Consider the following 26379-nt stretch of genomic DNA (forward strand, 5'->3'; position numbering starts at 1 on the left):
GGAGAGTAGTGGCATGAATCGAGAACTGTTGATGCTGGTGGAAGCGATCTCGCGCGAAAAGAGCGTGGAGCGCGACGTGGTGCTGGGCGCCGTTGAGGCTGCGCTGGCGCAGGCCACCAAGAAGCTGTACCCCGGCGACGTGGACATCCGCGTGGCGTTGGACCGTGAGACCGGCAACTACGAAACCTTCCGCCGCTGGCACGTGGTGCCGGATGAGGCCGGCCTGCAACTGCCCGACCAGGAAATCCTGCTGTTTGAAGCCAAGGAGCAGATTGCCGACATCGAGGTGGACGAATACATCGAGGAATCGGTGGATTCCGTGCCCATAGGCCGCATTGGCGCGATGGCCGCCAAGCAGGTGATCCTGCAGAAAATCCGCGACGCCGAGCGGGAGATGTTGCTCAACGACTTCATGTCGCGCGGCGACAAGATCTTCGTCGGCACCGTCAAGCGCATGGACAAGGGCGACATGATCATCGAAAGCGGCCGCGTCGAAGGCCGGCTGCGCCGCAGCGAGATGATCGCCAAGGAAAACCTGCGCACCGGCGACCGCGTGCGCGCCATGATCATGGAGGTGGACCTGACGCTGCGCGGTGCGCCCATCATCCTGTCGCGCTCGGCGCCCGAATTCATGATCGAGCTGTTCCGCCAGGAAGTGCCCGAGATCGAGCAGGGCCTGCTGGAAATCAAATCCTGCGCCCGTGACTCCGGCTCGCGCGCCAAGATCGCCGTGCTGTCGCATGACAAGCGGGTCGACCCGATTGGCACCTGCGTGGGCGTGCGCGGCACGCGCGTCAACAGCGTCACCAATGAGCTGGCCGGCGAGCGCGTGGACATCGTGCTGTGGAGCGAAGACCCGGCGCAGTTCGTGATCGGCGCGCTGGCGCCGGCCAATGTCTCCAGCATCGTGGTGGACGAAGAGCGGCACGCCATGGATGTGGTGGTGGACGAGGAAAACCTGGCCATCGCCATCGGCCGCGGCGGCCAGAACGTGCGCCTGGCCTCCGACCTGACCGGCTGGAAGATCAATATCATGGACGCCGCCGAATCGGCGCAAAAGCAGGCCAACGAGACCAGCTCGGTGCGTGGCCTGTTCATGGAGAAGCTGGATGTGGACGAGGAAATCGCCGACATCCTGATCTCCGAGGGCTTCACCAGCCTGGAAGAAGTGGCCTACGTGCCGATCCAGGAAATGCTGGAGATCGAGTCCTTCGACGAGGACACCGTCAACGAGCTGCGTGCGCGAGCCAAGGACGCCATGCTGACCATGGAAATCGCCCGCGAAGAGAGCGTGGAAGAGGTTTCGCAGAATCTGCGCGACCTCGAAGGCGTCACCCCCGAACTGGTGGCCAAGCTGGCCGAAGCCGGCATCCACACCCGCGACGACCTGGCCGATCTGGCCGTGGACGAGCTCACCGAGATTACCGGCCAGTCTGCGGACGAAGCCAAGACCCTGATCATGAAAGCACGCGAGCATTGGTTTGCCAATGACACGGCTTCTCACGAGTAACGGTCATGAAAGGATCCACCACATATGTCCAGCACGACCGTTTCCGAATTCGCAGTCGAACTCAAGAAGTCCAACGACACGCTGCTTGAGCAGCTGAAGTCCGCCGGCGTGGCCAAGGCCTCCGCCAACGACATCCTGACCGACACCGACAAGCACAAGCTGCTCAGCCACTTGCAGGCCAGCCACGGCACTGTCACGCAGGAGCGCAAGAAGATCACGCTGGTCAAGAAGCAGACCACCGAGATCAAGCAGGCCGACTCCAGTGGCAAGGCGCGCACCATCCAGGTGGAAGTGCGCAAGAAGCGCACTTTTGTGCGCCGCGATGACGGCAGCGACAGCGTGCCCGAAGCCGCGCCCGCCAGCGCGCAGGAAACTGAGGCCGCCAACGCGCCGGTGATCGACAACGCCGAGCTGGCACGCCGCGAGGAAGAAGCGCGCCGCCAGGCCGAACTGATACGCCGCCAGGAAGAAGAGCTGGCGCAACGCCGCCGCGAGCGCGAAGAGCAGGAGGCGCGCGAACGCGTCGCCGCCGAGCAACAGGCGGTTGCCGACAAGGCCGCCGCCGAGGCTGCCCAGGCGCAGTCCCAAGCCGCTGGTGGCGTTCCGCAAGCGGTGCGCGACGAGGCTGCTGAAGCCATGGAAAAGGCCGCTGCCAAGGCACGCCAGGAGGCAGCCGACAAGGCCGCCACCGAGGCCAAGGCGCGCGCCGCCGACGAGGCCGCCCGCGCCGCCGATCTGGGCGACCGCCGCCGCAAGGCCGAGGCCGAAGCCGCGGCCATTCGCCAGATGATGGCCGCGCCGGCCAAGAAGCCGGTGGTGGTCAAGAAGGAAGAACCCAAGCCCGACGCCAAGGCCGCCACCGATGCCAAGGGCCTCAAGGGCACCCTGCACAAGCCGGCTGCCGGCAGCACCCAGCCGCCCAGGCCGGGCACCGGTGCACCTGCGCCGGCCGGTGCTGGCAAGGAAGTGAAGTCGGCCAAGCTGTCATCCAGCTGGGCGGGCGATCCGGCCAAGAAGAAGGAAATCAAGACCCGCGGTGACTCCAGCGGCGGCGTTGGCCGCAGCAACTGGCGGGGCGGCCCGCGTGGCAAGCGCGGCGGCAGCCACGACCGCGACGACCACCAGATGCAGGCGGCGCCGACGGAAGCGCGCGTGATCGAAGTGCACGTGCCCGAAACCATCACCGTGTCCGAACTGGCGCACAAGATGGCGGTCAAGGCCTCCGAGGTCATCAAGCACCTGATGAAGCTGGGCCAGATGGTCACCATCAACCAGTCGCTGGACCAGGACACGGCCATGATCGTGGTCGAGGAAATGGGCCACAAAGCGATGGTGGCCGCACTGGACGACCCCGAAGCCTTCACCGACGACGAAGTGGCACAACAGGACGCACCGTCCTTGCCGCGCGCCCCGGTGGTCACCGTCATGGGCCACGTGGACCATGGCAAGACCTCGCTGCTGGACTACATCCGCCGCGCCAAGGTGGCCTCGGGTGAGGCCGGCGGCATCACGCAGCACATTGGTGCCTACCATGTGGAGACGCCGCGCGGCATGGTCTCCTTCCTGGATACGCCAGGCCACGAGGCCTTCACGGCCATGCGTGCGCGCGGCGCCAAGGCAACCGACATCGTCATCCTGGTGGTGGCGGCCGACGACGGCGTGATGCCGCAAACCAAGGAAGCCATCAAGCACGCCAAGGCGGCGGGTGTGCCCATCGTGGTTGCCATCAACAAGATCGACAAGCCCGATGCCAACGCCGAGCGCGTGAAGAACGAGCTGGTGACGGAAGAGGTGATACCGGAAGAGTTCGGCGGCAACTCGCCGTTCGTGTCGGTGTCGGCCAAAACCGGGCAGGGCGTGGATGAACTGCTGGAACAGGTGCTGCTGCAAGCCGAGGTGCTCGAGCTGCGCGCACCGGTGGACGCCATGGCCAAGGGCCTGGTGATCGAGGCCCAGTTGGACAAGGGCCGCGGCCCGGTGGCCACGGTGCTGATTCAGTCCGGCACGTTGAAAACCGGCGATGTGGTGCTGGCCGGCTCGACCTATGGCCGCGTGCGCGCCATGCTGGACGAGAACGGCAAGCCCATCAAGACGGCAGGCCCCTCCATTCCGGTGGAGATCCAGGGCTTGACCGAGGTGCCGCAGGCGGGCGACGAGTTCATGGTGATGAGCGACGAGCGCCGCGCGCGCGAAATCGCCACCTACCGCGCCGGCAAGTTCCGCAACACCAAGCTGGCCAAGCAGCAGGCTGCGAAGCTGGAGAACATGTTCAGCGACATGACGGCGGGCGAGGTCAAGTTCCTGCCCATCATCGTCAAGGCCGACGTGCAGGGCTCGCAGGAAGCGCTGGCACAGTCGCTGCTCAAGCTCTCCACCGACGAGGTCAAGGTGCAGCTGGTGTATGCCGCCGTGGGTGGCATCAGCGAGTCCGACGTCAACCTGGCGATCGCCTCCAAGGCGGTCATCATCGGCTTCAACACGCGCGCCGATGCCGGTGCGCGCAAGCTGGCCGAAGGCAACGGCGTGGACATCCGCTACTACAACATCATCTACGACGCTGTGGATGAGTTGAAGGCCGCCATGTCGGGCATGCTGACGCCGGACAAGAAGGAAGAAGTCATCGGCACCGCCGAGATCCGCCAGGTGTTCAAGGTCTCCAAGATCGGCTCCATCGCCGGCTGTATGGTCACCGCAGGTGTGGTGCGCCGCACCGCGCGGTTGCGCCTGCTGCGCGATAACGTGGTCATCTTCACCGGCGAGCTGGAGTCGCTCAAGCGCTTCAAGGACGACGCACGCGAAGTCAAGGAAAGCTTCGAGTGCGGCTTGAACATCAAGAACTACAACGACATCCAAGAGGGTGACGTGCTGGAGTTCTTCGAAATCCGCGAAGTGGCCCGTACGCTGTAAGAACCCGCCATGCCCGCACGCAAGAAAGTCCCCAACCGCAGCTTCAAGGTTGCCGATCAGATCCAGCGCGATCTGACGGAGCTGATCGCGCGCGAGTTGAAGGACCCCCGCGTGGGCATGGTGACGGTACAGGCGGTCGAGGTGACGCCGGATTACGCCCACGCCAAGGTCTTCTTCAGTGTGCTGGTGGGCGACCCGGTGGAATGCGAAACGGCGCTGAACCAGGCTGCGGGCTTCCTGCGCAACGGCCTGTTCAAGCGCTTGCACATCCACACCGTGCCTACGCTGCACTTCCTGTTCGACCGCACCACCGAACGCGCCTCCGACATGAACGCGCTGATCGCGCGCGCCGTGTCCTCTCGCGCAAAAGACTAAAGAATCGGGGTCAGATTCCAATTTCCATTGGGAGCTGGCCTTGGCCAAACCCCATGGAAGCCACTGTCGCACCCACCACGCCCGCCCGCAAGCCGCGCATCACGCGCCGGCCGGTGCATGGCGTGCTGCTGCTGGACAAGCCGCTGGGCCTGTCCAGCAACGACGCCTTGCAAAAGGCCAAGTGGCTGCTGCGGGCCGAAAAGGCCGGCCACACCGGCACTCTGGACCCGCTGGCCACCGGCGTGCTGCCGCTGTGCTTTGGCGCCGCCACCAAGTTCAGCCAGCTGCACCTGGACGCCAACAAGAGCTACTCCACCATTGTGCGCCTGGGTGTGAAAACCAGCACCGGAGACGGCGAGGGCGAGGTGGTGCAGGTGCGTGACGTCAACGTCACGGCTGCCGCTGTCGCCCAGGCCGCCCTGGCCTTCATGGGGCCGATACAGCAGGTGCCGCCGATGTACAGCGCGCTGAAGAAAGACGGCAAGGCCTTGTACGAATATGCGCGTGCCGGCATTGAGGTCGATCGCGCACCGCGCAACGTCACCATTTACTCGCTGAGCGTCTGGCCGCAGCTGGACGATCCGGCGCAGCCGGTGCTGTCCATCGATGTGGAATGCAGCAAGGGCACCTACATCCGTACGCTGGGCGAAGACCTGGGCGAGGCGCTGGGCTGCGGCGGCCACCTGACGATGCTGCGCCGCACCGCCACCGGTCCGTTCGACCTGTCGCGTTGCGTTACCCTGGAGCAGCTGGAAGCCATGAGCGAAGACCAACGGCTGGCCTGCCTGCTGCCGGTGGAAAGCCTGCTGGCGGATCACACCGTCGTCACGCTGGACAGCGAGAATGCGGGGCGCTACCTGAGCGGCGTGCGCCGCCGTGGCGCCTGGCCCGATGCGCCGCAAGTGGCAGTGTTCGGCGAGCAGCCGCACGCGCTGCTGGGCAGCGGCCGCATCTTGGCCGGCGAGCTGATCCCCGGACGGTTGCTGAGCCCGATGGAAATTGAACAAACCCTGGCGGCCCAGGCCGCCAGCCCGCAGGCCCAGTCCGCTTGAGCCTGGCCCGGGATATGCAAGACAGATTACAGAGAAAGTGAACCATGAGCCACAAACAAATCCGCAATATCGCGATCATCGCCCACGTTGACCACGGAAAGACCACCATGGTCGATCAGTTGTTGCGCCAGTCCGGCACCTTTGCCGAGCACGAGAAAATTGTCGACACCGTGATGGACAACAACGCGATTGAAAAAGAGCGCGGCATCACGATCCTGGCCAAGAATTGCGCTGTGACCTGGGAAGGCACGCACATCAACATCGTCGACACCCCCGGCCACGCCGACTTTGGCGGCGAGGTGGAGCGTGCACTGAGCATGGTCGACGGCGTGGTGCTGTTGATCGACGCGCAAGAAGGCCCGATGCCCCAGACCCGCTTTGTGACCAAGAAGGCCCTGGCCCTGGGCCTGAAGCCCATTCTGGTGGTGAACAAGGTGGACAAGCCCGGCGCACGCCCGGACCACGTGGTCAACGCCGCCTTCGATCTGTTCGACAAGCTGGGTGCCACCGACGAGCAACTGGACTTCCCCGTGGTCTACGCCTCGGGCATCAACGGCTGGTCGTCGATGGAAGAGGGCGCCCCGGGTGAGCAGTGGGGCCCGGACATGTCCGCCCTGTTCAACACCGTGCTGAAGCACGTGCCGGCGCATGCGGGCGACCCGGCCGCACCGCTGCAGCTGCAGATTTCCGCGCTGGACTTTTCGACCTTCGTGGGGCGCATCGGTGTCGGGCGTGTCAACGCCGGAACCGTCCGGCCCATGATGGACGTGGTGGTGATGGAGGGGCCGGACGGCAGCCAGGTCAAGGGCCGCGTCAACCAGGTGTTGACCTTCCAGGGCTTGGAGCGGGTGCAAACAACAGACGCGGGCCCAGGCGAGATCGTGCTGATCAACGGCCTTGCCGACATCGGTATTGGCGTCACCATCACCGACCCGCTCAACCCGGCTCCGTTGCCGATGCTGAAGGTGGATGAGCCGACGCTGACCATGAATTTCTGCGTCAACACCAGTCCGTTGGCGGGCCGGGAAGGCAAATACGTCACCAGCCGCCAGATTTGGGACCGGCTGCAAAAGGAATTGCAGCACAACGTCGCCCTGCGCGTGAACGAAACCGACGAAGAAGGTGTTTTCGAGGTGATGGGGCGCGGCGAGCTGCACCTGACCATCCTGCTGGAAAACATGCGCCGTGAAGGGTATGAGATGGCGGTCTCCAAGCCGCGCGTGGTCATGAAGACCGTGAATGGCGAAAAGCACGAGCCCATCGAATTGGTCACGGTCGATATTGAAGACCAGCACCAGGGCGGCGTGATGCAGGCCTTGGGCGAGCGCAAGGGTGACCTGGTCAACATGGAACCCGATGGCCGCGGTCGCGTGCGCCTGGAGTACCGCATACCGGCGCGCGGCCTGATCGGCTTCACCAACGAATTTTTGAACCTGACGCGCGGCTCGGGCCTGATCTCGAACATCTTCGATTGCTATGAGCCGCACAAGGGCGACATTGGTGGCCGCAAGAACGGCGTGCTGATCTCCATGGACGATGGTGAAATCTTCACCTACGCCCTGGGCAAGCTCGATGACCGGGGCCGCATGTTCGTGCGACCCAACGACCCGGTGTACGAAGGCATGATTGTCGGCATCCACAACCGCGACAACGACCTGGTCGTCAACGCCACGCGGACCAAACAGCTGACCAATTTCCGCGTCAGCGGCAAGGAAGACGCGATCAAGATCACGCCCCCCATCATGTTGACCTTGGAGTACGGCGTGGAGTTCATCGACGACGACGAGCTGGTCGAAATCACGCCCAAATCGGTGCGTTTGCGCAAGCGCTACCTGAAAGAGCACGAGCGCAAGAAGGCCAGCCGCGAATCTGCTTGACCGTGCCCCCACGCTCCGCACTGCGTGTCGTCGCTGCCCCCCGAGGGGGCAGCGTTTTGCCTTGGGGCGGCCCTGCGGCAAAACCTTAACCACCAAGCCGGGCTGTGGCCCGGCTTTTTAACGCCCGATGCCCTTGGAGATTTGAGATGAGCGCGACTGCTGCAAGCACTTCCCCCGACGTCCTGGCCGAAGTTCGCGGCCAGGTGGGCTTCATCACGCTGAACCGGCCCAAGGCGCTGAACGCCTTGTCGCTGGCCATGATTCGCGCCATCACCCGCTTGCTGCTGGCCTGGCGCGATGACCCGGCCGTGCAGGCGGTGGCCATTCGCGGCAGCGACAAGAACGGCGTGTTCGGCGGCTTTTGTGCCGGTGGCGATATCCGCTTTTTCCACCAGGCGGCGCTGGCCGGCAATCCGCAGCTGGAAGACTTCTTCACCGAAGAGTACACGCTGAACCACCTGATCCACAACTACCCCAAGCCTTACATCGCCTTCATGGACGGCATCGTCATGGGTGGTGGCATGGGCATCAGCCAGGGCGCGCGCCTGCGCCTGGTGACCGAGCGCAGCAAGCTGGCCATGCCCGAGACCAACATCGGCCTGTTCCCCGACGTCGGTGGCGGCTACTTCCTGGGCCGCTGCCCGGGCCGGGTGGGCGAGTGGCTGGCGTTGACGGGCGAGGTGATTGGCGCGGCCGACGCACTGGCTTTTGGCCTGGCCGATGCCTACCTGCCGTCGGCACAGCTGGCCACGGCCTGGGATGCGCTGGCGGCCGTGAACTTCACCCAGCCGGATGCGTTGGCCGCCTGGCGCCAGTCGCATGCGGGTGACGCCGGGCACGCCGGCTCGCCAGCCGTGACCATGCGCGCGCAGATCGACCAGTTCTTCGGTCTGGACAGCGTGCCGGCCCTGATCCAGGCGCTGGAGAGCATCGGCAGCACGTCCGAATGGGCCGCGCACACGGCAGCCACATTGCGCCGCCGCTCGCCGCTGATGCTGCATGTGGTGCTGGAGCAGGTGCGCCGCGCCAAACAAGGCCTGAGCCTGGCCGATGACCTGCGCATGGAGCGCGACATGGTGCGTCACTGCTTCCACCTGCGGCCCGGTGCGGCCAGCGAGACGGTGGAAGGCGTGCGGGCGCTGGCCGTGGACAAGGACCACGCGCCGAAATGGAATCCGCCGCGCATCGAGGACGTGACGCCCGAGATGGTGGCACCGTTCTTCGCCAGCCCGTGGCCTGCGCACGCGCATCCACTGTGTGCGCTGGGCTGAACTGCGAAGGAATGGCGGCCAGCTGCCTGGGCTATTTCTTGGCCGACTTCACCGCGGGTGGTGAGGCTGAGGCGCGCATCAGCACATAGTGCGCGTCATAGCTGTCGTCCGACTGCGGCCGGGTGAAGCAGTTTTCCACGCAGGCTGGCGCCTGCATGGCAGATGACAGCCGGGTCACGCCGCAGTCCTTGGTGCATACCCAGGCGGTGCCTTCGCGCACCGGCACATTCAGCGAGAAAGTCTTGCCCGTCGGGAAAAACATGGGCAAAGGTTTTCTGTCAGGTTGTGACGGCAACGGTTTTTTCATGGCGTGCACATTGCCCGACAGGCTGACCAGCCGGGCCCCCGGGCTGCGTGCCATGGCCTGCTGGATGATGCGCGCCGAATGCTCGTCGTTGCCAGTGGCGAAGGCCACCACCTTGGGGTAACCGTCGCGCTGCTGCTGGGCGATGGCCCGCAGTTCATGCAGCAATTGCAGCATGGCTTCGCTGCTGCGGCCATCGAAGTGGCCGTTGTAGCCCTTCCACCCACGCTCCTTCAGCAGGCGTTTTTCGGCCATCTGGGCGGATACCTTGCGATCGGTCAGGAAGCGGTTGATGGCCTCTTGCTCCACCGGATCGAGTTCCAGACCCACCACCAGACGAGGGTTGTCCTTCAGGTAGACCCGCACCAGTTGCATGAAGAAGGCCGGCGTCTCCACCGTGCCGTGCATTTCGCCGACGAACAGGTAGCGCGGCAATGGCTTCAGGTAGTCCGGCAAGTCCATGGTGGTGGACTGGGCGTGCACCGGGCGACAGGCGCAGACCAGCAGGTACAGCGTGGTGAACAGGACGGCGTGCAAGATTTTTCGCATGCCGGGCATTGTGACCAAAGCTGCCAAGACTTGCCAGCCCCTGACGGGGGAATCGCCACCCCGTCAACCCTTGCCGTCACAACTGTGGGTACACCACCTCGGCCAGCTTGAGCAAGCCCTCGCGCGGCAGCTTGCCGGCCAATGCATAACCAAAGCCCTGGTCCACCCAGTAGAAGCTGGACACGCCGACTTCACTGGTGAACTGAAAAGCTGTCTGCTTGTCTACCGCCATTGCACCTGCCTGCCCAGAAGACGGAGAGCCGGGCTGACCGGCCAGGGGGGTGACGGCCCCCAGGTACAGCGTCACCCGCTCACCCTGGCTGTTCTGGAACATGAACTGCGCGCGCGCGCCGCCGTCACCCGGCAGCAGTCGCCCGCCCACCAACTCATAGCCCTGGGCCGACAGATTGGGCACCTTCAAGGGCCGGCCCACGCGCTTGGACAGCCACTGCACCAGGTGCTCCTGCTGGGCAGCGGCCACCTCCACCGGGTGGCGCACCTCGGGCGAATACACGCTGTAGGCCAATGCGGCCTGGCGAATGAATTCCTGCTGACCGTGGGTGGCCTGCTGGTAGCCGCTGTCGCCCGTGCCAGGGTGCAACGCGCTGTGCGACAACCAACCCAGGCCGAACACCAGCACCAAGCTGGCGGCCATGCCGGCCCAACGCCAGGCGCGCTGTGCCGCATCCCGCCGGGTTTGCAGGCCGGCGGCGGTGTTCAGCAGCGCGGCAGGCACGGGCTCGTTCAACAGCGGTCGGTGCAGGGTGCGCAGTTGTTCACGTTGCCTCTGCCACGCCGCCACCGTGGCGGCATTTTCGGGGTCTTGGGCCAGGGCCGCAGCAATGGCGGCACGCTCGGTCTCGCCCAGCCGGCCGTCCACATAGGCGTGCAGGACATCTTCCGTCAGAACCGGCGAGGGGGTGGGGGGCAGGGTGTTCATTTCATCCTCACCAAGGTGGGACCGGCGGCAGTGGCGGGTTTGCGCGCGGTGGCGGGCGCGCCGTCCATCAGCTCGCGCAGGCGTGAGCGCGCGCGCGACAGCCGCGACATCACCGTGCCCACCGGCACGCCGGTGATGCGGGCCACCTCCACGTAAGACAAGTCCTCCATGCTCACCAGCAACAACACCTCGCGCTGGTCTTGCGGCAACAGCAGCAGGCAGCGCTGCAGATCCAGCCCGGTAGCGGTGCCAGACTCGGGCGCCGCCAACTCGTCAGCCAGCTCGGCCACGTCCACCAGGTGCGCCGGTGCTGGCCGACGTGCAGCGGCGCGCAACTGGTTCACGAACAGGTTGTGCATCAGCGTGAACAGCCAGGCCCGCAGGTCGCTGCCGGCCAGCCACAGCCGCCATTTGCTGCAGGCGCGCTCCAGCGTGTCCTGCACCAGGTCGTCAGCCGCCCAGGCGTCCCCGGTCAGCGCGCGCGCATAACGGCGCAGGCTGGGGATGTGTTGGGTGATGGCTTGGCGGCTCATTAAAAAAGGGCAGGGCAGCAGCAAAGCTGCTGCCCGCTTCTCAGCCTAGTTTATGGCTTGGCGACCGACCACACCTTGTTGAAACCGTCACCGGTCTTGTCGCCGGGCTTGGCGTCCTTGACCCAGTAGTACAGGGGCTTGCCCTTGACCGCCCACTGCTTCTTGCCGTCATCACGGGTGATGATGGTGAAATTGCCCTCGGCCTTGTCGCTGTCCGCGGCCATCAGCGCCGGCCAGTTGGCCAGGCAAGGGCCATTGCACACGGATTTGCCACTGTTGGCTTCATCCTTGTCAAAGGTGTACAGCGTCATGCCGTTGGGGCCGACCAGCACGCCGTCTTTTTCCGTGGCAGGTGCGGCGAAGGCAGAAAAGGCCAGCGCGGACAAGGCGGCCAGCAGTGCGGCGCGCAGAAAAACTTGCTTCTTCATGGGTATCTCCAGGTTGAGTGAACAAGCCTTGGTGGCCTGCAAACCCATGAACACCTGGTACGCGCGGTTTATTCCCTGGCCACGTGAATATTTCCTTCCGCCCGAACGAATGGATCAGCGTTCGATTGAGGAATGTCAGCGGCTACGGCTCTTCATCGCACGCTCGACCTCGCGCTTGCCTTCCCGGTCCTTGATGGTGTCGCGCTTGTCGTGCTCGGCCTTGCCCTTGGCCAGGGCGATGTCGCATTTGACCTTGCCGGCCTTCCAGTGCAGGTTCAGCGGCACCAGCGTGTAGCCCTTTTGCTCCACCTTGGTGATCAGGCGCTTGATCTCTTCCTTGTGCAGCAACAGTTTCTTGGTCCGCACCGAATCCGGGTTGACGTGGGTGGAGGCGCTTTTCAGCGGGTTGATCTGGCAGCCCAGCACATACAACTCGCCATTGCGCACCACCACATAGCCGTCGGTCAGCTGCACCTTGCCCTCGCGCAGCGCCTTCACCTCCCAGCCTTCCAGCACCATGCCGGCTTCGAAGCGTTCCTCGAAGAAATAGTTGTAGGCCGCCTTCTTGTTGTCAGCGATACGGGCAGTGGGGTCGGGTTTCTTGGTGGCCATAGCCTGGTTATATGGGGATGGTGCGTAAGGGCTGCAAGGCGCCCACTACAATCCCCGCGCAAACCCGTATTCTATGAAAACCGTGCAGAAGTCCGTACTGATCTGGTACACCCCCCAGGAGATGTACAACCTGGTGACCGCTGTGGCGGACTATCCGAAGTTCCTCCCCTGGTGTGACCACACCCAGGTGCTGGCGCAGGACGAGCAGGGCATGACGGCTGAAATCGGCATCCTTTTCAGCGGCATACGCCAGACGTTTTCCACCCACAACACCCATGTGCCGGGCCGCCAGGTGCGCATGCAACTGCTCTCCGGCCCGTTCTCGCAGCTCGACGGCACCTGGAACTTCCTGCCCGTGGGCGATGGCAGCCAGCGCGCCTGCAAGGTGGAACTGGCGCTGACCTATGGCTTTGACAACGCCACGCTGGCCACGCTGGTCGGGCCGGTGTTCGACAAGATCGCCGCCAGCATGGTGGACGCCTTCGTCAAACGCGCGGAGCAGGTGTATGGCGGCTGACACGGCAGGCGCTGCGGCCGGCGACATCCAGGTGCTGGTGGTGTACTCACCGGCACCGCGCCAGGTGGTGGAGTTGCCAGTGCAGGTGCCCACAGGTACCACGGTGGCCCTGGCACTGGAAGCCAGCGGGCTGCTGCAGCGCTTTCCCGAACTGGTGCTGGCAGATGTGTTGCTGGGCATCTGGGGCCGCAAGACCAGCCTGGCGCAACCGCTGCGCGCGCAAGACAGGGTGGAAATCTACCGCCTGCTGACGGTGGACCCGAAGGTGGCGCGGCGCGAACGCTTCGTCAAGCAGGGGGCGCGGGCCGCTGGGCTGTTTGCCCGCCGCCGAGCGGGTGCCAAGCCGGGGTATTGAGGCGTAATTTGGTTACTTGCAGTTCGAGTTGATGATGTCTTGCATGCGCTTGGTCTCGGCAGCGCGGGCAGCGTCGTCAAGCACTTCACGCTCGCCAGCGGCGTTGACCCGTGCCACGCGCTGGCCGCTGTCGTAGGTCGCCTTGCCCGACTTGGCGCGGGCGCAGTTGTCTGCCTTTTGCGCCGCTTGCTTGTCGTCCTCGGCCTTCTTCTTGGCGGCTTCGGCGGCTTCGGCCTGCTTCTTCTTGGCTTCCAGTTCCTTGTCCGTGCCGCTGACGCGCAGGCCGCTGCTGGCCGCCGCGCGTGGGGCGGAAGCCGCCGCCGCCTGGGCCTCAGCCTCGGTCACGGGCACTACGGCGAGTTTGCCAGGCTGCTTCAGGATGTTCTTGGCCGGGATATCGGCCGGCGGCGGCCGGTCGCTGAAGACCTTGCGGCCATCCTTGTCCAGCCATTGCCACTGTGCCATGGCCGGCATGGCGGCCAGGCCCAACAGCGCGGCGGTCAGCAGTAGGCGGGCGGGAACGCGAAAAAAGGCGCGAATCAAGTTCATGGGCCGAGTTTACCGGCTGGCGGCTTGTAAAGCCATGGGCTGGGTGCCGCCGGGCGCCTGAAGCTTGCCGTCCGTCGTCCCAAGCTTGCGGTATCCCCCGTCACCAGACGGCCATGGCGACCCGAGTACAATCTGTTTTTTGGAGCTTTGACATGCGCCTCTTAGGAAAAGCGCTGACCTTCGACGATGTGTTGTTGGTGCCAGCGTACTCCCAGGTCCTGCCCAAGGACACCTCCCTCGCGACCCGCTTCTCCCGCAATATCTCACTGAACCTGCCGCTGGTGTCCGCCGCCATGGACACCGTCACCGAGGCGCGGCTGGCCATCGCCATCGCGCAAGAGGGTGGCATGGGCATCGTGCACAAGAACCTGACGCCCAAACAGCAGGCCGCCGAGGTGGCCAAGGTCAAGCGCTACGAGTCGGGCGTGCTGCGCGACCCGGTGGTCATCACCCCCACATTCACCGTGCGCCAGGTCATCGACCTGTCGGAACAGCTGGGCGTGTCGGGTTTTCCGGTGTGCGACGGCGGCAAGGTGGTGGGCATCGTCACCGGGCGAGATTTGCGCTTCGAGACGCGCTACGACATCCCGGTCAGCCAGATCATGACGCCGCGCGACAAGCTGGTCACCGTGTCCGAAGCCACTACGCTGGCCGAGGCCAAGGCGCTGCTGAACAAGAGCAAGCTGGAGCGCCTGCTGGTGGTCAACAGCGCGTTTGAGCTCAAGGGCCTGATCACCGTCAAGGACATCACCAAGCAGACCAGCTTTCCGAACGCCGCGCGCGACCAGCATGGCAAGCTGCGCGTGGGCGCCGCCGTGGGTGTGGGCGAGGGCACCGAGGAGCGGGTGGAAGCGCTGGTCAAGGCCGGTGTGGACGCCATCGTGGTGGACACCGCGCACGGCCACAGCAAGGGCGTGATCGAGCGGGTGCGCTGGGTCAAGCAGAACTACCCGCACGTGGACGTGGTGGGCGGCAACATCGCCACCGGCGCCGCCGCACGGGCGCTGGTGGAAGCCGGCGCCGACGCGGTGAAGGTGGGCATTGGCCCGGGCTCCATCTGCACCACCCGTATCGTGGCAGGCGTGGGCGTGCCGCAGATCATGGCCATAGACAGTGTGGCCACGGCGCTGAAGGGCAGCGGCGTGCCGCTGATCGGCGACGGTGGCATCCGCTACAGCGGCGACATCGCCAAGGCCATCGCCGCTGGCGCCAGCACGGTGATGATGGGCGGCATGTTCGCCGGCACCGAAGAGTCGCCGGGCGAGATCGTGCTGTTCCAGGGCCGCAGCTACAAAAGCTACCGCGGCATGGGCTCGATAGGCGCCATGCAGCAGGGCAGCGCCGACCGCTACTTCCAGGAATCCACCAGCGGCAACCCGAATGCCGACAAGCTAGTGCCCGAAGGCATTGAAGGCCGCGTGCCCTACAAGGGCTCGATGGTGTCCATCGTGTTCCAGATGGCCGGCGGCGTGCGCGCCGCCATGGGCTACTGCGGTTGTGCCACCATCGCCGAGATGGCGGAGAAGGCCGAGTTCGTCGAGATCACCACAGCCGGTATCCGTGAAAGCCACGTTCATGACGTGCAGATCACTAAAGAAGCCCCGAATTACCGCGCTGAATGATGCATCAAAAAATACTGATCCTCGATTTCGGCTCCCAGGTCACCCAGCTCATTGCCCGCCGCGTGCGGGAAGCCCATGTGTACTGCGAGGTGCATCCCTGCGACGTCTCCGACGCCTGGGTGCGCGAGTTCGCCGCCGACGGCCAACTCAAGGGCGTCATCCTGTCCGGCAGCCACGCCAGCCTGTGGGAAGACGACACCCTGCGTGCGCCGGCTGCTATCTTTCAGCTGGGTGCGCCCATCCTGGGCATCTGCTTTGGCATGTACGCCATTGCGGAAGCGCTGGGCGGCAAGGTGGAGGGCGGCCATGGCCGCGAGTTCGGCTACGCCGAGGTGCGCGCGCGCGGCCACACCAAACTGTTTGACGGCATACAGGACTACACCACCGCAGACGGCCACGGCATGCTGCACGTGTGGATGAGCCATGGCGACAACGTCACCGAGATGCCACCGGGCTTCAAGCTGATGGCCAGCACCGACAGCTGTCCGATCGCCGGCATGGCCGATGAGGAGCGCCGCATCTACGCCGTGCAGTTCCACCCCGAGGTGACGCACACCACGCAGGGCAAGGCGATACTGGAGCGTTTCGTGTTGCAGATCTGCGGTGCCCGACCGGACTGGATCATGGGCGACTACATCGCCGAGGCGGTAGCGCGCATACGCGCGCAGGTGGGGGACGAAGAGGTCATCCTGGGCCTGTCCGGCGGCGTGGACTCTTCCGTGGCCGCCGCGCTGATCCACCGCGCCATCGGCGATCAGCTGACCTGCGTGTTCGTCGACCACGGCCTGCTGCGCCTGAACGAAGGCGACATGGTGATGGACATGTTCGTCGGCAAGCTGCACGCCAAGGTGGTGCGGGTGGATGCCGAGGCGCAGTTCCTGGGCCACTTGACTGGTGTGGCCGAGCCCGAGGCCAAGCGCAAGATCATCGGCCGCGAGTTCGTCGAGGTGTTCAAGGCCGAGGCCGCCAAGCTGAAGGCCGACCAGTCCCGCCACGTGGCCTGGCTGGCCCAGGGCACCATCTACCCCGACGTGATCGAAAGCGGTGGCGCCAAGAGCAAGAAGGCCGTCACCATCAAGAGCCACCATAACGTCGGCGGCCTGCCCGAACAACTGGGCCTGAAGCTGCTGGAGCCGCTGCGCGAGCTGTTCAAAGACGAGGTGCGCGAGCTGGGCGTGGCGCTGGGCCTGCCGCACGACATGGTGTATCGCCACCCGTTCCCCGGCCCCGGCCTGGGCGTACGCATCCTGGGCGAGGTGAAGAAAGAGTTTGCCGACCTGCTGCGCCGGGCTGACGCCATCTTCATCGAAGAACTGCGCAACCACAAGGACGAAGCCAGCGGCAAGACCTGGTACGAGCTGACCAGCCAGGCCTTCACCGTTTTCTTGCCGGTGAAGAGCGTGGGCGTGATGGGCGACGGCCGCACCTACGACTACGTGGTGGCGCTGCGCGCCGTGCAGACCAGCGACTTCATGACCGCCGACTGGGCCGAGCTGCCCTACGCGCTGTTGAAGAAGGTGTCCGGCCGCATCATCAACGAGGTGCGCGGCATCAACCGCGTGACCTACGACGTCAGCAGCAAGCCGCCGGCCACCATCGAGTGGGAATGAGATAAGGCGGTGCGGGGTTGCCCAAGGCCCATGTCACGCACTTCATTCTTCTTTACCTGTTGGTTACCGGCCGGCAGCCCGCCCACCGTAGGATCCCAGATTGGCAGGGCTTTGAGCGCACTGTCACCATGGGAGGCATATGCAAAAGGCACTCGCAGCGGCGGTTCGCATTGGCGGGATTGCGGTTTTCGGTCTGCAGTTCTGCGTCGGCACATTCGCGGCACCGTTGGAGGCTGGCATTCAGCGCAAGGTCAGCGAGGCGACCTTTGAAGTCGTCATGCCCAAGCCGGCACACGAGTCCGTCACCTACGACAAGCCCTGGCAGGAGTTGATTCCTTACCAAGTGCGCTCCGACAAGTACGTGTCGACAGGCACAGCCTTCGCCATCGGTCCCAACCGGTACGTGACCGCGATGCACGTGCTGCTCGCTTCGTTCGGCGATTCGCGCGGCGAGCCGATGTTGCGCGATGCGGCCGGCAACCTCTACCCGATCGCGCAGATCATCAAGGGCTCCGTCGACCAGGACTTCGCGGTGTTCACGCTGGCGAAGCTCCCGGCGCACCCGGGCTTCTTGGAGCTGAACGACAAGCCGGAGCTCAATGAGACGGTCTACGCCGTTGGCAACGCGCTTGGCGAGGGCATCGTCATGCGTGAAGGGAACTACACGTCGGACACGCCCGAGGAGGAGAGTGGGCGCTGGAGGTGGATGCGGTTCTCCGCGCCAATCTCCGGCGGAAACAGTGGCGGACCGCTGATCGACGCCAAGGGCAGCGTGATCGGCATCGTTCGCGCCATGCGCGCCTCCGAGAACACGCTGAACTTCGCCGTTCCGTCCGCGCTGGTGAAGAACGGGCCGGAAGGCTTGGTGAGCGTCGATTCGCGTGTCACCACCGGCCTTGCCATTTTCGACAAGACGCGCGCAGGACGGTTGAAGGCCGACATTCCCACGCCAAAGAGCCTTGCCGAGCTCTCCGCGGCTTACATGAAGGCGGTGGACGGATTCAACTTGGCCCAGCTGGGTGGACTGCTCTCCGACAACAGGAACGAGATCTTCCCCCGCGGCAGCGGCAGCGAAAGGCTGCTGCACGGCATCTACGAGCGCAGCGCGCCCGGCATCGTGGTGCAGAACGGCAATGGCAACTGGATCATTTCCCAGCCAACCTACACGCGGCTCGATCTGGGCCACGAGGGCTGGCAGGACGCGGCCAACTTCAAGGGCTATCTCGTGTTCCACCGGCACAAGCCAGACGGCATCGACCAGGCGAAGTGGTATTCGGACGCCCAGATCGCCAGGGAGCTTGTGCTCAAGGCATCGCCGGCCACCATCCATATCAATGCCGAGAACGCCAAGGTCGTTTCACTGGGCGCGCCGGCCGAAGACACCCTCTTCAACGATACCTGGGGCCGGGTCTGGCAGGTGCGGGCCTGGCACGTCACCACCTGGTTTGGCAGCGACTGGCTGGTCGAATTCGATCTGCCCGTTCCCGACGGATCGGTCGGTTTCGAGAGCCGGGTGCCCTCGCTGGGGCGCAATGGTCATATCGAGCGGATGAAACTGCTGACTGGCTTCTTTGCAGCGTCCTACGAAGGCAAGCTCTCTCAATGGGAACGCTTCCTGTCGCAACGGTCGCTGATGCCCAAGCCGCTGACGGATTCGGTACTTCATGTCGACTATGGGCGCCGCTTCGCGTTCGACGATCGCCGCATGGCTTTCACGTTCGGGACCGAGTTGCAGAAGATCGATCCGGGCGGCCGTTTGAGGCTGGACTTCGCCTTCATCGGGCAACCCTCGGGCGCGCTGCTCGACATCGCAGGCGTCGTTGCCTATGACCCCGAAGCCAGGACTGAGGTCGACGTCTTCCGCCATGAAGCGCCTGCAGAGTCCGGGAGCGAAGCCGCGAAGACGGAATGGAGCAAGCGTATGCGCCACGTCCACCCCTACGATGCCGTTGCGATGACAGCAAACGACAGGCAAATGATCAGCACCATCTACGGTGCTCCGGATGCCAAGCCGGCCCCCGGCGTTTTGTACACCTTCCAGTACCGTGCCGAGACCGGCACGCCGCAGGACCAGATGAAAGCCAAGCTCGACCTGTTGATGCAACAGGTCAAGGTGAACGAGCGCTGAAAACCCGGTTTCACTCTCCTTTTCGGTCCCTTCGTCGGATTCACCTGCGCGGCCAAAGTGGCTTGCATACCATCCCCTCGCCAACATTCAGAGGGGAAAAGCAATGTCTGTCGCCAAAACCTCCGTCGCCTGCGCCGCGCTCTTCATGGCTTGCCTGAGCGCCCACGCCGCAGCCGACACCGATGTTAAAATCCGCCAGCTGCAGGACCTGGACGTCGCCCGCGCGGACTACGTCCTCGCCAGCAAGGCCTTTACGGACGAGGCCCGCGCTCGCGCGCTGGCGGCGCTGGAAGCCGCGCGTGCCCGTGCTGGCGCGATGAGCGACGCCGAATTCACGCTGGCGCTGTCCCGCCTGGCGGCGCTGGCGGACAACGCCCACGACGAGCTGGTGCCGAATGCCAAGCTGACCGGCCCCCGCCTGCCGCTGCGCCTGACCTGGTTTGGTCCCGAGCTGATGGTCGCGCTGAGCGCGCCCAACCTGCCCGAGCTGGCCGGCGCCCGTGTGCTCACGCTGGGCGGCAAGAAGGCAGAGGAATTGCCAGCCATCGCCCGCGAGTTCATCGGCGGTCCCGAGCAGCACGTGCGCCGGGATTCGACCTGGTTATGGGAGTCACCCGACCTGTTGTCGGCCTTGGGCTTCCAGGTCGACCAGGGCCGCGTCCGGGCCACTTTCCGCCTGCGTGATGGGCAAGTGGTCGAACGGACGTTGAGCCCGCTGGCCAGCACCGAAGTCCCGCCAGCCTCCGTGCCCGAGTTGCTGCGCGGCGCCCGTAGCGCACCCGCCGCCAGTGCGGCCTGGCACAGCGCACTGCTGGGCGCCCCCATTCCGCTGGCCATGCAAGAGCCGGCCAAGCGCTTCCGCGCTGTGCCGCTGCCCAACTACGACACGCTGTACGTGCAGTTCCGTTCGAACGTCGACCGCGACGGTGGCCGGGAGTTGGGCAAGTTCGCCGGTGACACCGCCGCGCTGGCGGTGCAGATGCGCCCGCGCTTCATCGTGATCGACCAGCGTTTCAACGGCGGCGGCAACACCGACCTGACGAAAGAGCTGATGAAGGTGCTGGCCGGCGCCGCGCGCGACAAGGTCTACATCTTCACCAGTGAATACACCTTCTCCGCCGGCATCGCCTCGGCCGCCATCGCCAAGCAGGCCGCGGGAACCAAGGCACGCCTGGTCGGCGCCCCGGTGGGTGACCGCCTGCGCTGGTGGTCCGAAAACCCGAAGCGCTGCCTGCCCAACTCCGGCCACTGCTTCATGCCGTCCTATGGCTTGTGGGATCTGCAAAAGGGTTGCGCGAAGGAGCAGGGCTGTTTTGGTGACGCCTACGACGTCAAGGTCACGACCCTGGAGCCTGACATCGCGGCCCCATTGACGTCAGCCGACTGGCTCGCCGGCTTCGATGCCGCCCTCGCGGCCGCAGCTGCCGATGCCGCGCAATCCGCTGCGCGCTGAAGCGGCTCGAACGCGCTCAAGCCGTCGGCCAGATATCGAAGCTGGCCAGCGGGGGCGAGGGCGCTTGCATGTCGCTGACCACGACGCTGCCCACACGGGCGGCGGGCGGTCCCCGGTGGGCCCAAGCCAGCAGGCGCTGCATCGCACCGGCTGGGCCTTGCACGCAGGCTTCCACGGTGCCATCGTTGCGATTGCGCACCCATCCTGTCAAGCCCAGCGCGGCCGCTTCGTCCCTCAGCGCATAGCGAAAACCCACGCCCTGAACGCGTCCCGACACCACCATCCTCGTCGCCGTGCTCACCGTCATGGCCCCTCCGCAGGTTTGCCTGCCATCCTACCGGGCTATCCGTTCACTGGCAAAATCATCCCACCATGACATTGACCACCCTTGCCATCTTCGCTGGCGCGCTGTTGCTGAACTCCGGCACGCCCGGCCCCAGCATTGCCGCGCTGGTGTCTCGCGTCATCACCAACGGCTGGCGCGACATCGTGCCCTTCGTCGCCGCGATGTGGGTGGGTGAGGTGCTGTGGCTCAGCCTGGCCATGATGGGCCTGAGCACGCTGGCCCAGACCTTCCAGGCCGGCTTTCAGGTGCTGAAGTGGCTGGGCGTGGCCTACCTGTGCTGGCTGGCCTGGAAAATGTGGCGCCAGCCGGCCAACCTGAATGGCGGCGAGCTGCCGCGCCGGGCCTCGGCGCTGTCCATGTTTGGCGCTGGCATGGCGCTGACGCTGGGCAACCCCAAGATCATGGTGTTTTACTTGGCGCTGCTGCCTTCGCTGGTGGACCTGTCGGCCACCGGCCTGCCGGACTGGGCGGTGCTGGCCGTCACCACGCTGGTCACGGTGGCCTCGGTGGACATGGCCTGGATGGCGCTGGCGCAGCGCGCGCGCCTGCTGTTGCAGACGCCCAGGGCGGCGAGAATCGCCAACCGCATGGGCGCGGCTGCGCTGGGCGGCGCTGCGGCGGTCATTGCCAGTCGCAACTGATGCGGCGGCAAGGGCAGGGCACGATGGACATGGGCGGGCAACAGTCGCTGCTGGACGGTGTGGACGACACGCCGCCGGTGTTGACCGACCGGCTGTTTTTCGCCTTGTTCCCGGCCCCGCAGGCGGTGCCGCAGATCAACGCGCTGGGCCAGCAGCTGCAGGCGCAGCACAGTCTGACCGGCAAACTGTTGCGGCCTGAGCGCTTTCACATCACGCTGCACCACGTGGGCGACTACCCGGGCCTGCCGCCAGGCGTGGTGGCCTCTGCCCGCCAGGCGGGAGAAGCACTGGCTGGGCATGCGGCCTTTGACGTTGCGTTCGACCGCGTCGGCAGCTTCCACGGCAGGGCGGGCAAGCACCCGTTCGTGCTGCGGGGCGATGAACAGCTAGCGGCCCTGAAGGCGTTCCACAAAGCCCTTGGGCACGCGCTGCTGCGCCAGGGATTGAAGATTGCGCCCAGCTTCACGCCCCACATCACCCTGTTGTATGGCGACAAGCTGGTGGCCGAGCAGGCGGTGGCGCCAATTGCCTGGGCCGCGCAGCGCTTCGTGCTGGTGCGCAGCCTGATAGGCCGCAGCATCTACGAAGAACTGGCCGCCTGGCCGCTTGTTTCGACACAACAGGACACGCATGAAATCAATCAACCTGGCTCAGAAGCTTGAAACCTTCACGGAACACTATCAACCGAGAACCGTCGGGCAGTTCAATGGCCACGACCTCATGGTCGTCAAGGTCAAGGGCCCGTTCAAATGGCACAAGCACGACGACACCGACGATTTCTTTCTCGTCCTCAAGGGCGAACTGACCATCCTGTTGCGCGACGGCAGCGTCACGCTGGGGCCGGGAGAGGTGTATGTGGTGCCCAAGGGTGTGGAGCACTGCCCGGTGGCGGAACAAGAGACCCACATCCTGCTCATCGAGCCGCAGGGCACGCCCAACACCGGCCATGCAGACACGGCCGCGGCTCGGGTTGTGATCTAACTCACCCGACAAGCGTCAGCCATGCGGAGGCCGGATTGGCATTTGACAAGCAATAACCATTTGGTTATTATTTTGACTCCCACCCAACCAACAGATGGAGCCAAGATGACAACAAACGCCACCACCACCCTGCGTGTGATCGCGCGCTGGATGCACCTTGTCATCAGCATCCCCATCATCGGCTACATCTACAGCCCGTTTGACCAGATACCCAACTACGCGCCGGCCGTGCGGTTTGTCTTCTTTCCGCTGATGTTGCTGACCGGGCTGTGGATGTGGAAGGGCCACGTGCTGTTGCGGCTGTTCAGCAAGTCGCCCCGCCAGCAGGTCAGTTGACAGCAGCCGCTGCCTTCTCCTTTTGCCGCGCCAGCTCTTCTTTGTACAGGCCAAACTCCTCCTTCAGCGCCCGTGCCACCTGCGGCCGCTGGCTGATGCGCTGGTGGTAGGCCGCCACGGCGGGCCAGGCTGACAGGTCCACGCCGGCGTAGGGCGCCCAGTTCAGGATGGTCACCAGGTAGGCGTCGGCGACGCTGAAGTCGTCTTGCAAAAACGCCTGGCCGGGCTGCTCGAAGTGCTTTTGCAACAGGCCCAGGCGCAGCGCCGCCTTGGCGCTGGCGTAGGCCTTCACGTCCGGCGCGGCTTTCGGGTCCAGCAAGGGCACGAACAGCGCCTTGTGCAGCTCGGTGCCGATGAAGCCCAGCCACTGGCGCAGCCTGGCGCGCTGATTTTTGTCTTCGGGCATCAGGCCGGATTCGGGGTAATGCTCGGCCACATACTGCAGCACGGCGGTGTTTTCGGTCAGCAGCGCGCCGTCGTCCATGCGCAGCACGGGCACCTGGCCCATGGGGGCCACTTGCCAGTAGTCGTCGCCGTCAAGCGTGCGCTTGGCCTTGGTGTCCACATTGGTGTAGTGGGCCTCGACGCCGGCTTCGTACAAGGCGATGCGGGTGGCCAGCGAGCAGGCCATGGGGGAAAAATACAGGGTCAACATGTCAAAAAACTCCTCGGGGTTGATTTATGTACTGTATTGAACAAAAATAGGTCTTGTCAAGGATTTTTATACATGTCAGTACAAAAAGAAGCCGCCTCTGGCTCCAAGCCAACCGGCAAGCCCGCGCCCAAGCGCGGTCGACCGCGCGCCTACCAACCCGCTGCGGCACTGCAACAAGCCACGCTGGCTTTCTGGCGCGATGGTTATGCAGGCACCTCGCTGGACACGCTGTCCACCGCCATGGGCATGAACCGACCCAGCCTGTACGCCGCCTTTGGCGACAAGCACGCGCTCTACAGCACGGTGGTGCATAACTACATTGCCGGTGGGCGCTCGGCCATGCAGGCGGCGCTGGCGCCCGACAGGCCGCTGCGCGAAGGGCTGATGGCGGTGTACGACACGGCGCTGGCGCTGTACTACCCCAAAGAGGGCCAGCCGCGCGGATGCCTGCTGGTGAGCACCACCGCCACCGAGGCGGTGCATGACGAGTTGCTGCGCGCGCAGTTGGGTGAGGGCCTGCGCAGTTTCGATGCCGAGTTCCAGCAGCGCTTCGCGTTGGCGATTGAGCGTGGCGAGCTGCCCCCGGGGGCGGATGCGGCCACGTTGGCGCGGCTGGCCTCGGCCGTGGTGCACACGCTGGCGTTGCGCTCGCGTGCCGGCGATGCGCGGGAGCAACTGCGCGCCACCGCGCAGGCCGCTGTGGCGCTGCTGTGCGGTGAGCCGCCAGCGGCCAAAAGCGTGCGTACTTCTCAAGGTGCGACAAAAACAGTGGCCGGACCAGCGCGTACACCCAAGGGCGGCGGCGCTTAGCCGCGGCGCGGCGTTCGCGCTTTTCGGCTCACGCGCTGACGCCGCCTATGGGGGAAACCCCCTGTGCGCTGGTTGGCCGCACCCGCGTTCAACCCTGTTGGCACGCCAAGCATTCATGTTAGAGTGGAAACAAAGACAGACACAGATCGGGGCGCGCAAGGGTGGCCGGAGCCGCCGTGTTGATGTTGCACAATTGCCAAAATGACAAATACGAATACGCTCGATGACGGTGCAGATTCCGATTTGCTTCATTTCGTCGACGATGAGGGGGACGACGCGCAGGGCCGGCACCTGACCTGGCGCGTGCTGGTGGTGGATGACGAGCCCGACGTGCACCGGGCCACCACGTTCGCGTTGGCCGGGGTCACCATCCTGGGCCGGCCGCTGGAATTTCTGCATGCGTATTCGGCCACGGAAGCCACCGCGCTGTTGATGCGCGAAAAAGAGATCGCCGTGATCCTGCTGGACGTGGTGATGGAGCGCGAGGACGCCGGCCTGGCGCTGGTCAAGACTATCCGCCATGACCTGAAGCTCAAGGAGGCCCGCATCATCCTGCGCACCGGCCAGCCCGGCTACGCGCCCGAGATCGAGACCATCCACGATTTCGACATCAACGACTACAAGACCAAGTCCGAACTGACGCGCACCAAGCTCTACGCCACGGTGACGGCAGCGCTGCGCGCCTATGAGCAGATCCGCGCGCTGGACCAGCTGGCCTTCTACGATCGGCTGTCACAGTTACCCAACCGCAACAAGTTCATCGACCTGATCGACGAGCAGCTGGCCTGCGGCGAATGCGAGCCCATGCTGATCGCCATTGTGGACATCGACGATTTCGCCGAGGTCAATGACGCGCTGGGCCACCAGCAGGGCGACCGGCTGCTGCAGGCGGTGGCCGAGCGGTTGAAAGCCATGGTCGGCCCCGGCAGCGTGGTGGCGCGCATAGGCAGCGACACCTTTGGCCTGATGGGCAACGGGCAGGACATCGACCCGGCGCGCATCCTGGGCAATTTCCGCGAACCTTTCAAGGTGCAGGACGACACCATGGTGGTCACCGCCACCATGGGCCTGGCGCGGCTGGCCGACGTCAGCGGCAACAGCGGGCGCGACGCGCTGAAAGACGCCAACATTGCTCTCAAGCGTGCCAAGAAGAGCCGGCGCGGCAGCTATGTGCTGTTTTCCAGCGACATGGGCTTTGACATCCGTGAACGCGTGCGCCTGCTGCAGGGCCTGCGCGCGGCGGTGGAGGCCGAGCGCCTGTTCATCGTCTACCAGCCGCAGATCAACCTGCGCACCGGCGCGGTGGTGGGGGTGGAGTCGCTGCTGCGCTGGCGCGACCTCGACGGCACCTTCATCTCGCCGGACCGCTTCATCCCACTGGCCGAGGCCTCGGGCCTGATCGTGGCCATTGGCGACTGGGTGCTGCGCACCGCCTGCAAGGAGCTGAGCCGCCTGCAGGCGCTGGGCTACCCAGAGCTGCGCATGTCGGTCAACGTGTCGCAAATCCAGTTTCGCCACCCCGAGTTCCTGGAGCGGCTGAACGCCGCCTTGAAGGACACCGGCACCCGGCCCGGCGCGCTGGAGCTGGAAATCACCGAATCCATCGCCATGGAAGACGCCGACTTCATGCTGGAGACGCTGTCGTTGATCAAGAAGATGGGCGTGTCCATCGCCATCGACGATTTCGGCACCGGCTACTCGTCGCTCAGCCACCTGCGCCAGTTGCCGGTGGACCGGCTGAAGATTGACCGCGCCTTCGTCAACGAGCTGGCCACCGAGGTGGCTGGCGGCGGCGGGCACATTGCCAACATGGTGATCGAACTGGGCCGCAACCTGAAGCTGACCATCATCGCCGAGGGCATCGAGACCGAGGCGCAGGCGCAGATACTGCGCGACATGGGCTGCCACGAAGGGCAGGGGTTCCTGTATTCGCGCGGCCTGCCAGCCGAAGAAATCGCCAGCTGGCTGCAACAGCACAAGAACAACGGCTCGCATTGACAGTGCCCATGCGGGCAAGC

At 65.0% G+C, this 26379-nt stretch carries 26 protein-coding genes; 18 read left to right on the forward strand and 8 right to left on the reverse strand.

What is annotated here, in order from left to right:
* The first annotated feature begins 13 nt into the window (after positions 1-13).
* The 6 genes from nusA to AC1DX2_RS01655 all read left to right on the forward strand — a co-directional run bounded on the left by nusA (position 14) and on the right by AC1DX2_RS01655 (position 8992).
* Positions 14-1510, forward strand: coding sequence for a transcription termination factor NusA (nusA, locus tag AC1DX2_RS01630; RefSeq protein WP_477194535.1), 1497 nt, complete (start codon positions 14-16; stop codon positions 1508-1510).
* Between the two features lie 24 nt (positions 1511-1534).
* Positions 1535-4417 carry a translation initiation factor IF-2 gene (gene infB, locus AC1DX2_RS01635; protein WP_477194536.1) on the forward strand — a complete coding sequence of 961 codons (2883 nt, stop codon included), beginning with the start codon at positions 1535-1537 and terminating at the stop codon, positions 4415-4417.
* Positions 4418-4426: 9 nt separating this feature from the next.
* On the forward strand, positions 4427-4792 hold the full coding sequence (gene rbfA / locus AC1DX2_RS01640; RefSeq protein WP_477194537.1) for a 30S ribosome-binding factor RbfA: 366 nt from the start codon (positions 4427-4429) through the stop codon (positions 4790-4792).
* A gap of 53 nt (positions 4793-4845) precedes the next feature.
* Positions 4846-5844: a tRNA pseudouridine(55) synthase TruB gene (gene truB / locus AC1DX2_RS01645; RefSeq protein WP_477194538.1), complete on the forward strand. Its 999-nt coding sequence runs from the start codon at positions 4846-4848 to the stop codon at positions 5842-5844.
* A gap of 44 nt (positions 5845-5888) precedes the next feature.
* Entirely contained in the window at positions 5889-7721 is a 1833-nt protein-coding gene (gene typA / locus AC1DX2_RS01650) for a translational GTPase TypA (RefSeq protein ID WP_477194539.1), read from the forward strand.
* Positions 7722-7867: 146 nt separating this feature from the next.
* Positions 7868-8992, forward strand: coding sequence for an enoyl-CoA hydratase/isomerase family protein (locus tag AC1DX2_RS01655; RefSeq protein ID WP_477194540.1), 1125 nt, complete (start codon positions 7868-7870; stop codon positions 8990-8992).
* A gap of 31 nt (positions 8993-9023) precedes the next feature.
* Here the strand turns inward: AC1DX2_RS01655 and AC1DX2_RS01660 are convergent, their stop codons facing one another.
* From AC1DX2_RS01660 to smpB, 5 genes are all read right to left on the reverse strand, one after another.
* On the reverse strand, positions 9024-9845 hold the full coding sequence (locus AC1DX2_RS01660; RefSeq protein WP_477194541.1) for a hypothetical protein: 822 nt from the start codon (positions 9843-9845) through the stop codon (positions 9024-9026).
* A 76-nt stretch (positions 9846-9921) separates the two neighbouring features.
* The gene (locus AC1DX2_RS01665; protein WP_477194542.1) at positions 9922-10785 is read right to left on the reverse strand and encodes an anti-sigma factor family protein; all 864 of its coding nucleotides are present in this window, start codon (positions 10783-10785) and stop codon (positions 9922-9924) included.
* Positions 10782-11318 (reverse strand): RNA polymerase sigma factor, encoded by a 537-nt coding sequence (locus AC1DX2_RS01670; RefSeq protein WP_477194543.1) that lies wholly within the window; start codon positions 11316-11318, stop codon positions 10782-10784. Before AC1DX2_RS01670 ends, AC1DX2_RS01665 begins: the two co-directional genes overlap by 4 nt.
* A 50-nt stretch (positions 11319-11368) precedes the next feature.
* Complete coding sequence (locus AC1DX2_RS01675) at positions 11369-11746, reverse strand: COG4315 family predicted lipoprotein (RefSeq protein WP_477194544.1); 378 nt, start codon at positions 11744-11746, stop codon at positions 11369-11371.
* 135 nt (positions 11747-11881) lie between these two features.
* Entirely contained in the window at positions 11882-12358 is a 477-nt protein-coding gene (smpB, locus tag AC1DX2_RS01680) for an SsrA-binding protein SmpB (RefSeq protein ID WP_477194545.1), read from the reverse strand.
* A 73-nt stretch (positions 12359-12431) separates the two neighbouring features.
* On the opposite strand from smpB, the gene AC1DX2_RS01685 reads away from it, so the two are divergent.
* Both AC1DX2_RS01685 and AC1DX2_RS01690 read left to right on the forward strand, forming a co-directional pair.
* Positions 12432-12875 (forward strand): type II toxin-antitoxin system RatA family toxin, encoded by a 444-nt coding sequence (locus AC1DX2_RS01685; RefSeq protein ID WP_477194546.1) that lies wholly within the window; start codon positions 12432-12434, stop codon positions 12873-12875.
* Complete coding sequence (locus AC1DX2_RS01690; RefSeq protein ID WP_477194547.1) at positions 12865-13230, forward strand: RnfH family protein; 366 nt, start codon at positions 12865-12867, stop codon at positions 13228-13230. The genes AC1DX2_RS01685 and AC1DX2_RS01690 overlap by 11 nt, the downstream gene beginning before the upstream one ends.
* Before the next feature lie 12 nt (positions 13231-13242).
* On the opposite strand, the gene AC1DX2_RS01695 is transcribed toward AC1DX2_RS01690, so the two are convergent.
* On the reverse strand, positions 13243-13779 hold the full coding sequence (locus tag AC1DX2_RS01695) for a DUF4124 domain-containing protein (RefSeq protein WP_477194548.1): 537 nt from the start codon (positions 13777-13779) through the stop codon (positions 13243-13245).
* Between the two features lie 152 nt (positions 13780-13931).
* Between AC1DX2_RS01695 and guaB the strand changes: the two genes are divergently transcribed.
* The 4 genes from guaB (at position 13932) to AC1DX2_RS01715 (ending at position 20592) form a co-directional block, all read left to right on the forward strand.
* Positions 13932-15401, forward strand: a complete 1470-nt coding sequence (gene guaB / locus AC1DX2_RS01700) for an IMP dehydrogenase (protein WP_477194549.1) — start codon at positions 13932-13934, stop codon at positions 15399-15401.
* Positions 15398-17011, forward strand: coding sequence for a glutamine-hydrolyzing GMP synthase (gene guaA / locus AC1DX2_RS01705; protein ID WP_477194550.1), 1614 nt, complete (start codon positions 15398-15400; stop codon positions 17009-17011). Before guaB ends, guaA begins: the two co-directional genes overlap by 4 nt.
* 139 nt (positions 17012-17150) lie before the next feature.
* On the forward strand, positions 17151-19139 hold the full coding sequence (locus tag AC1DX2_RS01710) for a S1 family peptidase (protein WP_477194551.1): 1989 nt from the start codon (positions 17151-17153) through the stop codon (positions 19137-19139).
* Positions 19140-19242: 103 nt separating this feature from the next.
* The gene (locus tag AC1DX2_RS01715) at positions 19243-20592 is read left to right on the forward strand and encodes a hypothetical protein (RefSeq protein ID WP_477194552.1); all 1350 of its coding nucleotides are present in this window, start codon (positions 19243-19245) and stop codon (positions 20590-20592) included.
* Between the two features lie 16 nt (positions 20593-20608).
* On the opposite strand, the gene AC1DX2_RS01720 is transcribed toward AC1DX2_RS01715, so the two are convergent.
* On the reverse strand, positions 20609-20899 hold the full coding sequence (locus AC1DX2_RS01720) for an acylphosphatase (RefSeq protein WP_477194553.1): 291 nt from the start codon (positions 20897-20899) through the stop codon (positions 20609-20611).
* A 65-nt stretch (positions 20900-20964) separates the two neighbouring features.
* Here AC1DX2_RS01720 and AC1DX2_RS01725 point away from each other — a divergent pair, with 65 nt between their 5' ends.
* The 4 genes from AC1DX2_RS01725 to AC1DX2_RS01740 all read left to right on the forward strand — a co-directional run bounded on the left by AC1DX2_RS01725 (position 20965) and on the right by AC1DX2_RS01740 (position 22896).
* Complete coding sequence (locus AC1DX2_RS01725; RefSeq protein ID WP_477194554.1) at positions 20965-21579, forward strand: LysE family translocator; 615 nt, start codon at positions 20965-20967, stop codon at positions 21577-21579.
* Positions 21579-22241, forward strand: coding sequence for a 2'-5' RNA ligase family protein (locus AC1DX2_RS01730; RefSeq protein WP_477194555.1), 663 nt, complete (start codon positions 21579-21581; stop codon positions 22239-22241). Before AC1DX2_RS01725 ends, AC1DX2_RS01730 begins: the two co-directional genes overlap by 1 nt.
* A complete protein-coding gene (locus AC1DX2_RS01735; protein WP_477194556.1) occupies positions 22210-22560 on the forward strand; it encodes a cupin domain-containing protein in 351 nt (116 codons plus the stop codon). Before AC1DX2_RS01730 ends, AC1DX2_RS01735 begins: the two co-directional genes overlap by 32 nt.
* A 105-nt stretch (positions 22561-22665) precedes the next feature.
* Complete coding sequence (locus tag AC1DX2_RS01740; RefSeq protein ID WP_477194557.1) at positions 22666-22896, forward strand: hypothetical protein; 231 nt, start codon at positions 22666-22668, stop codon at positions 22894-22896.
* Here the strand turns inward: AC1DX2_RS01740 and AC1DX2_RS01745 are convergent.
* Positions 22889-23551: a glutathione S-transferase N-terminal domain-containing protein gene (locus tag AC1DX2_RS01745; protein ID WP_477194558.1), complete on the reverse strand. Its 663-nt coding sequence runs from the start codon at positions 23549-23551 to the stop codon at positions 22889-22891. The two genes, AC1DX2_RS01740 and AC1DX2_RS01745, sit on opposite strands and share 8 nt — an antisense overlap.
* A gap of 72 nt (positions 23552-23623) precedes the next feature.
* Between AC1DX2_RS01745 and AC1DX2_RS01750 the strand changes: the two genes are divergently transcribed.
* Together AC1DX2_RS01750 and AC1DX2_RS01755 are read left to right on the forward strand one after the other, a co-directional pair.
* Positions 23624-24361 (forward strand): TetR/AcrR family transcriptional regulator, encoded by a 738-nt coding sequence (locus AC1DX2_RS01750; RefSeq protein ID WP_477194559.1) that lies wholly within the window; start codon positions 23624-23626, stop codon positions 24359-24361.
* A 243-nt stretch (positions 24362-24604) separates the two neighbouring features.
* Positions 24605-26359 carry a putative bifunctional diguanylate cyclase/phosphodiesterase gene (locus tag AC1DX2_RS01755; RefSeq protein ID WP_477194560.1) on the forward strand — a complete coding sequence of 585 codons (1755 nt, stop codon included), beginning with the start codon at positions 24605-24607 and terminating at the stop codon, positions 26357-26359.
* Positions 26360-26379: the final 20 nt, after the last annotated feature.

The organism is Hylemonella sp. P2_B10 (assembly GCF_056404875.1).